Consider the following 11,387-nt stretch of genomic DNA (forward strand, 5'->3'; position numbering starts at 1 on the left):
TGAATCCATATTCATAAATGAGTCTAATACCAACAAATAAAACCAGTATAGCGGTAATTAATTTTAATGTGTTGTGATTGAATTTTTTAAAAGTCAAATAATTACCCAGTTTTCCTCCGGTAAAAACGATAATCATCAGCATAGCAGTTTGCAATAATGGAATTTGAAAAGTACCATGAACAATCAAACCACTAATTCCTGAAATTGAATTTACCAAAATAAAAAAGCTCACTAAAGATGCTGTCAAAATGGGTTTGTCCCATCGCAGGAAAAGCAGTAATGGTGCCAGAAAAATACCACCACCTATTCCCACCATTCCGGCAAAAAAACCAATCACTCCACCGATGGCATAAAGAATGAACACCGGATACTTTTTTGATTTTACTTCTTTATTTTGAAGTAGTTTTGTTTGGACAATCAATGCTAGTGCTGCAAATACAAGTGAAATTCCTAAAATCAAAAAAAACACAGCTTCAGTCAATCTCACAGAAGCACCCAGAAAACTCAAAGGAATGCCGGTTATGACAAAGGGCATAAACTTTTGAAAATCAAAAAGACCCTTTTTGTAATAGGTGAAACAACTACTTGAAACAACAACTATATTGCAAACTAACGCAATGCTTCTGATTGTGAAAAAATCAATAATTAGAAGTGCCAATAAGGCGAGATAGCTTGACCCACCCCCAAAACCAACAGACGAATAGAGCGTTGCAATGATAAAAAATCCAACACTTAGCATCAAAAAATGTAAAAAATCAATTTCCATAAAGTATTGGATTCAATTGTTTGAGTTATTTTGAATCAATCATCTTTTTAGCTGTTTCATATTCCTCCAGAGTATTTACATTTATCAAAACACTATCATCTTTAGGAGAAACACATTCAATGTCGATTGTTTGTAGGAATTTCGACGGACTGGCCCCTTCACCCTTAGTGAAAAATACATCTGCTTTTTGAAAAGCTTTGCTTTCCCAGATTGCACAAAGGGGTTCAGGGAATTCTGAATCAGATTTACAGTAGGCTGTTGCTGATTTTTGCTTGTTTCTGTTGTTTTTTAAATACATCAAGGCATCTAAATCCAAAAAAGGCATATCACATGCAATGACTAACCAAGCTACTTTATTATGTTCAATATGAGCACTGTGCAATCCGTTGAAAGGGCCCAGATAAGTGTTGTTGTCAACAATCGTTTTAGCATCTTCAAGTGCGATTGTATCCTGCTTGGTGTGGACACTTAAAAATACATCATCACACACTTCCTTTAATAGCGAAATTAAATACTCCCTTTGAGGCATTCCGTGATATTCAATCATGGATTTATCAATACCCATTCTGGAGCTTTTGCCACCTGTGAGAACTAAACCATATAATTTTTCGTTTGAATTCATAGATCTGTTGATGTAAGTATTTTTTATAATTGTTTCCTTGTTTTTAAACCATTGATATTAAATTTAATTTCAGGAAATCCTTTACAAATTGACTAAAAAAAATTAAATTTAGCAGAAAGCAAATCTAAATGAGATAGCTTAAAATAAGTAATCTAATTTAGTCCTTTTTAATCATAAACCAATAGTATGCTTGTTGACTCTTTTGAAAGAAATCACGACTATTTAAGAATCTCGCTGACAGACGTATGTAATTTTCGTTGTCACTATTGCATACCCCACGAAGAGGTTACTTTTATGCCTTCTTCCCGTTTGATGAGCGCCAATGAAATTGAAACCATAGCAGAAACATTTGTAAAATTAGGTGTTAAAAAAATACGCCTTACCGGGGGAGAGCCCCTTTTGCGAAAAGATTTTGAAACGATACTTTTGAAACTGGCGAAGTTTCCGGTTTCCCTGGCAATCACAACCAATGGCGATAAAGTAAATAAATTTATAGCGCTATTTAAAGAAACAGGATTAAACTCACTGAATATTAGCTTAGACACGCTTAATCGCGAAAAATTTAAATCCATAACCAAACGGGATAAGTTTGACCAAGTGATGAACAACATCAATTTGTTGCTGGAGAATGATTTTCATGTCAAAATCAATATGGTGGTGATGAAAGGTGTCAATGATGATGAAATCCTAAAATTTGTCGAGTGGACCAAACACAAACCCATTCACGTGCGGTTTATTGAGTTTATGCCGTTTGATAAAAACCAATGGAACAAGGAGTCGGTGTTTACTTTTGATGAAATGTTGGATGTCATTTCAAAAGAATTCAGTTTTGTAAAAATGAAAGACAAGTTCAATGATACAGCCAAAAAATTCAAACCGCTGGGTCATGAAGGAACCTTTGCTGTTATCAGCACTATGTCACAACCGTTCTGCAATACCTGTAACAGAATGCGCCTCACGGCTGACGGGAAAATGAAAAATTGTTTATTTTCCAAGGGGGAAGCTGATATTCTGGGAGCTTTACGAAAAGGAGAAGACATCACTCCGATTATTCAAATGAACATCTTAAGTAAAGCCAAAAAATTAGGAGGACAATTTGAAGGCGACTTCAAAAAAATTGATACTCAAAAGATTGACAACAGAAGTATGATCAAAATTGGCGGTTAAGATTTGATGTTTTATAAAAACAAAACAAAACTATGATTTCGGTTTCTGAAGCAATCCGGCTAATAAAACAACATGCCATTCACTCAAATAGTGGTGAAGTATCTTTAATGGATGCCCTGGGTTGTGTGGCAGCAGAAACTATAGTGGCCCCCATAGATACACCGCCTTTTGATAACTCAGCGATGGATGGGTATGCTTTTTCTTATGAACTTTGGGATAAAACTTCACCGCTAAAAATAGTTGGTGAAATTCAGGCCGGGACAAAATCCGATTATATATTAAAAACACAGGAAGCGAGTCGCATTTTTACCGGGGCTCCCATTCCTGAAGGTGCAGATACGGTTATAATGCAGGAAAAAACGGAACGGAAAGATAATTTACTCATCATTACTGACCCCAAAATTCAGTCTGATTTAAACATAAGACCTCAAGGCTCTCAATCCAAAAAGGGTGACCTGGCCATACCAAAAGACCACCTCATAACACCCGCTGCCATTTCCTACTTGGCAGGAATGGGCATTGAAAAAATAAAAGTTTTTAAAAAACCAACAGTGGGCATCATCCTTACCGGTAAGGAATTGGTCAAACCGGGGCAAACCCTTGAAAAAGGCCAGATTTATGAATCAAACGGAATAGGACTACAAGCTGCATTACGAAATTTACACATTGAAACAGCATCCATCCTGACAGTCGATGACAAAGAAGAAGAATTGGTCAATTCCATCAAAAAAATGATGTATTTTGATATTTTAATCCTGACCGGAGGCGTTTCAGTGGGTGAATATGATTTGGTGCCGGAATGTCTTCATAAGTGTGGTGTAAAAAAAGTGTTTCACAAAATCAAACAAAAACCCGGTAAACCCATTTATTTTGGAACCCATTCAAAAGGAATAGTCTTTGGTTTACCCGGAAACCCGGCAGCGGTAATGAGTAGCTTTTACTATTACATTCAAACGGCCATTGGGCTTTTTATGAAGCGCGATTTGGTTAAGAAAATACAACTACCGCTGGATAAAGAATATCCCAAAAAACCGGGCCTTACTTATTTCTTAAACGGAAAAACCACACAAACCGGCGTTGAAATTTTAAGCAGTCAATTGAGTTATATGCTTAATTCGTTTGCCGTAGCCGATTGTTTGGTGGAATTGGAAGAAAATAAAGAGTTCTTTAAAAAAGGAACTTTGGTCGATGTTTTAAAATTTATATAACTTAGTAAAAATGGAAATCAGCATAATGGCATTTGGCCAAATAGAGGAAGTCATTGGAAAAGAAAGTTTTACACTTTCTGATGTTCAGGATACAGAAACATTGAAAAGTAAACTTTCTGATTTATATCCCGAAATGAATACGATTCCATATAGTATTTCGGTGAATAAGAATATCATAAACGGCAATCACAAATTAGAAGATGGCGATGAAGTCGCTTTGCTGCCTCCATTTTCAGGCGGCTAAAATTGAGTACCATGAGTCAAGAAAACTTTGAAAACAGATATCAGCGCCAGATGATTTTAAAATCCTTTGGCACATCCGGTCAGGCCAAACTCGCTCAGGCAAAAGTGCTGGTCATCGGTGCCGGTGGCCTGGGCTGTCCTGCACTTCAGTATTTGACAGCTGCCGGAGTGGGCACCATTGGTATTGTAGATAGTGACACTGTTTCCATTACCAATCTGCACCGACAAATTTTATTTTCGGAAAGCGATCTTTCAAAACCCAAGGCTTCAACTGCAGCGGCCAAGCTCTCCGCTTTAAATTCTGAAGTTAAATTGAATGTTTTTGATGAAACTGTAACCACAGCAAATGCCATTGAAATCATCAACCAATATGATGTGGTGCTGGACTGCACAGATAACTTTGAAGCCCGCTACCTTATAAATGATGCCTGTGTATTACTCAACAAACCTTTGGTCTATGCAGCGGTATATAAATATGAAGGACAAGTGGCTGTTTTTAATTTTAAAACCCAAGAGGAAGAGAAAAGCATCAACTACCGCAATTTATTTCCCAATCCTGTAGATGCCGCTCTCAGCATTTCCTGTAATGAAGCCGGTGTGTTGGGGGTTTTGCCTGGAATTATGGGAGTTTTACAAGCCACAGAAACCATTAAAATTATCACAGGAATTGGAGAAGTATTAAAAAATAAACTGATGGTTTATAACGCCTTAAACAGTAGTTTTTACACTTTTAAACTGTCAAAAAAGATAGCATCTCAAAATAAGATGCCGCAAAACCTGGAGGAGTTCAAAAAATATGATTATGAGCTGTTTTGCATAAAACAATTAACATACGAAATCACTCCAGAAATTTTAGTAAAAATGATAAGAGATAAAGCATCAATTATCGATGTTCGAAACACAGATGAACTCCCTGAAGCCCAAGATCTTAATGTTTTAAAAATGCCTTTTCCACAATTGGAGCAATTATTTGAAACTAAAAAACTTGAAAAGGATGTAGTATTGGTATGCCAAACTGGGAAGAGAAGTTTAAAAGCAATTGAAATTTTAAATAGTAAGTATATTAATCACAATTACTTCAGTTTAAAAGGAGGCGTTGTGGCGTGGAACGAATTCAAAAATAAAACCAATGAGCACTCACAAAAAGAAAAAAGTATTTATTGAAGGACCCATTAGTCCGGAATTTATTGCGCAATCCATCGCCCATCACAGTGTAAAAACCAACATTGGAGCACACAGCATTTTTTTGGGACAGGTGAGAGCAGATCAAATTGACGGACAAACAGTAAAGGCTATTGAATACACTACCTACCGGGAACTGGCAGAAGACAAGTTCCACGAAATACGGGAAGCGGCTTTTGAAAAATTTGAATTGGTGTGTATGCACATTTATCATAGCCTGGGTGTGGTGCCTTGTGGCGAAATGTGTTTGTTTGTTTTTACATCATCCAAACACCGCAAAGAAGCGCAGGATGCGTGTAATTACATTGTAGAACGCATTAAAAAAGAAGTGGCCGTGTGGGGAAAAGAACTATTTGAAAATGACACACACGCCTGGAAACAAAACACAGTATAATGAAGTTAAAAATCAGCTAATGGTAGATATTACTCATAAAATCAGTACACTGCGCACAGCTTTCGCGCAAGCAGTTGTAAAAGTCAGCAATCCGGATACAATACGTGCAATTAAGAATAACAAGGTGCCTAAAGGCAATGTGCTTGAAGCTGCCAGAATAGCGGGTTTGTTTGCCGTTAAAAACACCAGCAACGCCATACCCGATTGTCACCCGTTGCCCATTGAAAAGACCGCTTTTAATTTTGAGCTGAATGAAAACTCAATCCGTATAGAGGTAGAGGTACAAACCATTTACAAAACCGGTGTGGAGGTGGAAGCCATTCACGGGGTTTCAGTGGCTGCGGTGACGATGTATGATATGCTCAAACCCATTGACAAAGAGATAGAAATTACTGACATCAGATTACTTTCCAAAAAAGGAGGCAAATCCCATTTTAGTGATAAAATGGACAAGCCTGTCCATGCAGTTGTGATTGTTTGCTCTGACAGTATTTCAGCGGGCAAAAAAGAAGACTTTGCAGGCAAAGCCATTATCAGAAAACTCGAAGCCTGCGGTGTAGAGATAAGGGCATACAACATCATTCCCGATGAGGTTGAAGACATACAACAGCAAGTAAAAGAACATCAGGAGAATGGTATAAATCTTATTGTCGTTACCGGAGGCACCGGACTCTCAAAAAGAGATGTCACCCCTGAAGCCATCAAACCATTGCTCGAAAGGGAAATACCGGGTATAGCTGAAGCGATGCGCAACTACGGTCAGGACAGGATGCCTTATGCCATGCTTTCCAGAAGTGTGGCCGGTATGATTGGTAACAGCTTGATACTCGCGATGCCCGGCTCTACAAGAGGTGCAGAAGAGAGTATGGATGCCTTGTTTCCACATATACTCCACATTTTTAAAGTGATGGAATATTCTAAATAAGTAAAGGGTTTTAATGTAAAAAGCTTAGAATTTTTCAGCCTGCAATTTTGCAATGTTGACAATCACTTCAACCGCTTTTTGCATGCTCTCAACGGGGATGTATTCATAAGGTCCGTGAAAATTGTGTCCACCCGCAAAAATATTGGGACATGGCAGACCTTTATAGCTGAGTTGTGAGCCGTCAGTTCCACCTCTGATGGGTTTGATAATAGGGGTAATACCTGCTAGCTTAATGGCTTCTTCAGCAATATCGACTATATGCATCACCGGCTCAATTTTTTCACGCATATTGAAATACTGGTCTTTAATCTCAACAGTAATACAATCATTGGCATATTGCGAATTCAGTTCTGTTGTTAATTTATTAAAGAACCCTTTCCTGGCTTCAAACTTTTCGCTGTCATGGTCTCTGATGATGTATTCAAGAACCGTTTTGTCAACTTCACCATTTACAGAACTTAAGTGGAAAAAACCTTCCCTTCCTTCAGTATGTTCAGGAGTTTCCATTCGGGAGAATGAATTTATAAAATCAGTAGCAATGTACATGCTATTGACCATTTTCCCTTTGGCATAGCCGGGGTGTACACTTATTCCTTTTACAGTAACGATTGCTTTTGCAGCATTGAAGTTTTCAAACTCGAGTTCGCCTATTTGACTTCCGTCCATAGTGTACGCCCAATCGGCTCCAAATTTTTCAACATCAAATTTATGAGCTCCACGACCTATTTCTTCATCAGGGGTAAAGCAAATGCGTATTTTTCCGTGTTTAATTTCGGGGTGTTGAATGAGATATTCCATGGCAGAAACAATTTCACAAATACCGGCCTTATCATCAGCGCCCAGCAATGTGGTACCATCTGTAGTGATAAGCGTTTGTCCTTTGTATTGTAGCAAATCTTCAAAGTAAGATGGGGAGAGGATGGTGTTTTCTTTTTCGTTTAAAACGATGTCTTCTCCGTTGTAGTTGTCAATGATTTGTGGTTTTATATTGGCTCCGCTAAAATCCGGCGAAGTGTCAAAATGTGATACAAACCCAATGACCGGTACTTCTTTGTCAATGTTTGAGGGAAGTGATGCCATGACATAGGCATTTTCATCGATGGTTACATCACTCATCCCAATGGCTTTCAATTCTTCGACTAGCTTTTTAGCCAAATCCCATTGATTTTTTGAACTAGGCGTGGAGTTACTTTCCGGATTACTTTCAGTGTTTATGGTTACGTAAGAAATAAAGCGGTTGATGATATGCTGTTTGTCAATCATATTGATGTTTCGTTATAAGGTGTAATTTTCAAGACGCGATAGTTTGACTTAAACGAAATGAAATAGAATTACAAAAATACGATTTTAAAGTGGTTGTATTCGGTTTTTGATAGGATCAATTCACACGTTAGTACCTCCACTTATTGGCCAAAGCCACCAAACTCAACATGACAGGAACTTCCACTAAAACGCCCACAACCGTTACAAGTGCTGCCGGACTTTGAAGTCCAAAAAGGGCAATAGCCACTGCCACTGCCAGTTCAAAGAAATTGCTGGTGCCAATCATAGCCGCAGGTGAACAAATCGCATAAGGGAGTTTCAGTTTTCTTCCGCCAAACCAGGTAAGGAAGAAAATAAAATAGGATTGAATAATCAATGGAACAGCAATCAATAAAATAATAAATGGATTATTTAGGATGTTGGTGCCTTGAAAAGCAAACAACAGGACCAAAGTAAGTAATAGTGCTAATATGCTCATGGGTTTGAAACGAGGCAAAAAGATGGTTTTAAACCAATCTTCCCCGCGTTTTTTAACCAGTATTTTGTTTGTGATGACACCTGCTACCAAAGGAACCACAACAAAAATCAATACTGAAGCGACCAAGGTATCATAAGGTACAGTCACATCAGTTATCCCCAATAGCAAACCTACCAGCGGAACAAAAGCCACAAGAATAATGAGGTCATTTACCGAAACCTGAAGTAATGTATAATTGGGGTCACCATCAGTGAGGTAGGACCATACAAAAACCATAGCAGTACAGGGAGCTACTCCCAGGAGAATGGCTCCGGCGATGTACTCTCCTGCCAGTTCGGGCTCGATCCAGGCAGAGTACAAGTGCTCAAAGAAGATCCACGCAAAAAAGGCCATGGTAAAAGGTTTGATTAACCAATTGACCACTAATGTTAATAAAAGTCCTTTGGGTGCTTTGCCAGCATTTTTTATACTACTGAAATCAATCTGTAACATCATCGGATAAATCATCAACCAGATTAAAATGGCAATGGGGATGTTGACCTTATAGACCTCAAGGTCAGCCAAAAATTGCATGCCATCACCGGCAATTTGCCCAATTCCTATTCCTACTGCGATACACAATACCACCCACAAACTCAGATAGCGTTCAAAAAATGGAATTTGCTTTTTAATGGCGTTCATTATTTGGTGATTTTTGAAAATACATATAATAGTTCTGTGGCAATTTGTAAACTGCGTTCGCGATATTTTTCGGCTTGTTGGGGTGTGTTGTCAAAAGCTTTGGGGTCGTCATAAGTAATGGGAATCCGTTTTTCGGATCCGGCTATAAAAGGACAACCTTCATCGGCCTGTGAGCAGGTCATAATGGCGGCAAAACCGGAAACAGGATTAAAGGGATGGTCAAAGGTTTTTGAAAACCCTATGACAGGTTGAGAGTTTTCACCAAACATTATGGCATAAACAGGATTGTTCCCTTCAGAAAGGGATATAATTTCAAAACCTTGCGTTTTTAATGTCTCACCAACAGTTGGAAACATAGCTGTAGTTTCGGTTCCTCCTGAATAGGTAGATACCTTTGGAATATCAAAATAAACAGCCATCACATGCGCCCATACCTGTGATAAATGACTTCTTCGGGAATTGTGGGTGCAAATAAAATTTAATCGAACCTCTTGATTTAGTTGTACTTTGGCTTGTATGTAGTCTGTTAGAGATTGTAAAATCACCTTTCTTTCATTCGGAATGGAATCGACCTCCAAGGATTTTATAGTTTCTTCAATTTTTGGGAAAACAGAATTTTTCATTGATAAGTTATTAGCAAATGGAACAATTTGGCGGATTAAAACCATCGAATAATTGGGTGAATTTTTCTTTGATTTCGTTCCATTTTTCGGGATTGATACAGTAGTTTACTGATACACCTTCAACCGTACCCTGAATGATACCCACATTTTTGAGTTCTTTTAAATGCTGACTGATGGTGGCTTGTGCAAGCCCTAAATCACCGACCAAAGTGGTGTTGCAGCAGGTGTCTGATTTCAATAAAAACTGAATGATGGCTATGCGTGCAGGATGTGCCAACACTTTGGCAAAAGCGGCCAGTTCGTTTTGTGTGCTGTTGAATAAATCTGTTTTTGTAACGCCCATGTCAAATGCTTTTTGGATAGTATTTTTAATACATTGCAATATTACGATTAAAAAATATATTACAATGGCATAATTATGATTTTATGGTGTTAAATTTCTAAAAGCTATATAAGAAAATAGAGCTTAGGAGAATTACTTCCCGATACAAACAGTAACTTTCCTTTATTTATTGGGGTTTACGTGATTTGGGCAACAAATGGGCAACAAAAAGCTTTAAATAAAGGGTATTTCACCACAAATAAAGGAATAATTAAGGTTGATTATATACTCTCAAAGATAAGGATTTGAAACAAAAAAAACCGCCCAAATTGAGCGGTTTTTATCATCAACCCATAAGCATTAACTAGCTGTTCCAGAGCCTAGATAATTACTGTTTGACACCAAGGTTCCATCTTCATTGATAAAAGCCATAAAAAGCTCTACAGTGTCGCCAGACCAAGAGTCAGGAATGTTTACAATAGCTGATCCAGTAGATCTGTCAGGACCTTCAGTGATGTAAACACTTTCGGTCTTGTCGCTGTTGAAAACTACAAGCATCGATTTGTCGGTTGCGTTGGCGTTTGAATCAGTTGAGTTGTCATCCCAACTAAAATCAACTTGACCGGCGGTTGTCAAATCTGTAGTACCGTTTAAGGCGCTTGAAAGCATTCCACGGCTCAAGAGAGCAAGTGAGTAATCAATTGCATAATCAAGCGGTGATGTTCCTGTAATCGCGTTGTTTAGGATGTAAGACATCGCGCTGTTGAACTGTGACTTCTTGTTGGTATAGTTCTTATATCCAACTTGAATGAAACCTAAATTTGGTTGCAAGAACTTCAATACGAGATTGAATTTGGTTCGTTGCTTTACCTGTCCTTCGGTTCGGGGGTTCTTTACGTGTAGAGGCTTGGATCTGATATAGTCAATACCTTTCCAGCTGGCACCTACAACGTTACCCACTTTTCCTGATACTCCTCCGAGTATCCCTTTTCCAATTTTACCCATAGCAAATTGTTTTTAAAAGTTATTAATTAATTATGTGGATTTGGTACGGCTTTGGCCGGGAGCAATACCTTTCCTACGAAGTTATGGCAACTTTTGTGCAAATAGCTTTTAAGTGTTTTTGTTTCAGGGTTTTGCATTGTTTTTCTGGTTTTGATATGACAGGCATTTGATTTGGAATGGAAAAAGACGAAAAAAAGGGCTTTCGCCCTTCTTTTATGTCAGTTGTGGTTGATAGGACCTCATCATTAATATTTTGTAGTTTTTGAGGTTGACCGACTGTCTGCGCAGGTTTTCTTCTGCCTCTTCCAGTTTTTTGAGGACTTTAAAGCGCTCTTGCCAGTACTGGCCATCGTAATTGAAGAGGCAGTCTTTAATCAGGTTTTTGATGTCGCAAATGGAAACAAACGTGATAACAGAGCCTTTGTGGTAAGGTTTGACCAGGCTACCTGCGTGAAGGATAGCGCATATCCAATAGAGTTTTTGGAGGTCGCTTTGATTGTTGCAGAAA

Annotated in this window: 14 protein-coding genes; 6 read left to right on the forward strand and 8 right to left on the reverse strand. The window is 38.3% G+C overall.

All coding sequences use genetic code 11. The features are described 5' to 3' along the window. The coding region (locus AC6F75_RS06965; RefSeq protein WP_500714240.1) for a TSUP family transporter at positions 1 to 766 on the reverse strand (766 nt) is incomplete at its 3' end. Between the two features lie 25 nt (positions 767 to 791). After that, entirely contained in the window at positions 792 to 1,388 is a 597-nt protein-coding gene (gene mobA, locus AC6F75_RS06970; RefSeq protein ID WP_500714241.1) for an NTP transferase domain-containing protein, read from the reverse strand. A 186-nt stretch (positions 1,389 to 1,574) separates the two neighbouring features. Here mobA and moaA point away from each other — a divergent pair, with 186 nt between their 5' ends. The 6 genes from moaA to moaCB are packed head-to-tail and all read left to right on the forward strand — an operon-like array spanning position 1,575 to position 6,507. After that, positions 1,575 to 2,555 (forward strand): GTP 3',8-cyclase MoaA, encoded by a 981-nt coding sequence (moaA, locus tag AC6F75_RS06975; protein ID WP_500714242.1) that lies wholly within the window; start codon positions 1,575 to 1,577, stop codon positions 2,553 to 2,555. Between the two features lie 32 nt (positions 2,556 to 2,587). After that, positions 2,588 to 3,763: a molybdopterin-binding protein gene (locus AC6F75_RS06980; RefSeq protein WP_500714243.1), complete on the forward strand. Its 1,176-nt coding sequence runs from the start codon at positions 2,588 to 2,590 to the stop codon at positions 3,761 to 3,763. A 10-nt stretch (positions 3,764 to 3,773) separates the two neighbouring features. Next, on the forward strand, positions 3,774 to 4,007 hold the full coding sequence (locus AC6F75_RS06985; RefSeq protein WP_500714244.1) for a MoaD/ThiS family protein: 234 nt from the start codon (positions 3,774 to 3,776) through the stop codon (positions 4,005 to 4,007). An 11-nt stretch (positions 4,008 to 4,018) separates the two neighbouring features. Next, positions 4,019 to 5,170, forward strand: a complete 1,152-nt coding sequence (gene moeB / locus AC6F75_RS06990) for a molybdopterin-synthase adenylyltransferase MoeB (protein WP_500714246.1) — start codon at positions 4,019 to 4,021, stop codon at positions 5,168 to 5,170. Continuing rightward, positions 5,136 to 5,582 (forward strand): molybdenum cofactor biosynthesis protein MoaE, encoded by a 447-nt coding sequence (locus tag AC6F75_RS06995; protein ID WP_500714247.1) that lies wholly within the window; start codon positions 5,136 to 5,138, stop codon positions 5,580 to 5,582. Before moeB ends, AC6F75_RS06995 begins: the two co-directional genes overlap by 35 nt. Beyond that, a complete protein-coding gene (gene moaCB, locus AC6F75_RS07000; protein ID WP_500714248.1) occupies positions 5,548 to 6,507 on the forward strand; it encodes a bifunctional molybdenum cofactor biosynthesis protein MoaC/MoaB in 960 nt (319 codons plus the stop codon). The genes AC6F75_RS06995 and moaCB overlap by 35 nt, the downstream gene beginning before the upstream one ends. Positions 6,508 to 6,531: 24 nt before the next feature. Here the strand turns inward: moaCB and pepT are convergent, their stop codons facing one another. From pepT to AC6F75_RS07030, 6 genes are all read right to left on the reverse strand, one after another. Then, positions 6,532 to 7,770 (reverse strand): peptidase T, encoded by a 1,239-nt coding sequence (gene pepT / locus AC6F75_RS07005; protein WP_500714249.1) that lies wholly within the window; start codon positions 7,768 to 7,770, stop codon positions 6,532 to 6,534. Between the two features lie 127 nt (positions 7,771 to 7,897). After that, positions 7,898 to 8,929, reverse strand: coding sequence for an ACR3 family arsenite efflux transporter (gene arsB, locus AC6F75_RS07010; RefSeq protein WP_500714250.1), 1,032 nt, complete (start codon positions 8,927 to 8,929; stop codon positions 7,898 to 7,900). After that, positions 8,929 to 9,552, reverse strand: coding sequence for an arsenate-mycothiol transferase ArsC (locus AC6F75_RS07015; RefSeq protein WP_500714251.1), 624 nt, complete (start codon positions 9,550 to 9,552; stop codon positions 8,929 to 8,931). The genes arsB and AC6F75_RS07015 overlap by 1 nt, the downstream gene beginning before the upstream one ends. Before the next feature lie 10 nt (positions 9,553 to 9,562). Next, positions 9,563 to 9,895 carry a metalloregulator ArsR/SmtB family transcription factor gene (locus AC6F75_RS07020; RefSeq protein WP_500714252.1) on the reverse strand — a complete coding sequence of 111 codons (333 nt, stop codon included), beginning with the start codon at positions 9,893 to 9,895 and terminating at the stop codon, positions 9,563 to 9,565. Between the two features lie 339 nt (positions 9,896 to 10,234). After that, positions 10,235 to 10,834: a DUF6266 family protein gene (locus AC6F75_RS07025; protein ID WP_500714253.1), complete on the reverse strand. Its 600-nt coding sequence runs from the start codon at positions 10,832 to 10,834 to the stop codon at positions 10,235 to 10,237. A gap of 258 nt (positions 10,835 to 11,092) precedes the next feature. Beyond that, positions 11,093 to 11,387, reverse strand: a 295-nt coding sequence (locus AC6F75_RS07030; RefSeq protein WP_500714254.1) for a DUF6943 family protein, incomplete at its 5' end; no start/stop codon positions are given.

It is taken from the genome of Planktosalinus sp. (genome assembly GCF_059864935.1).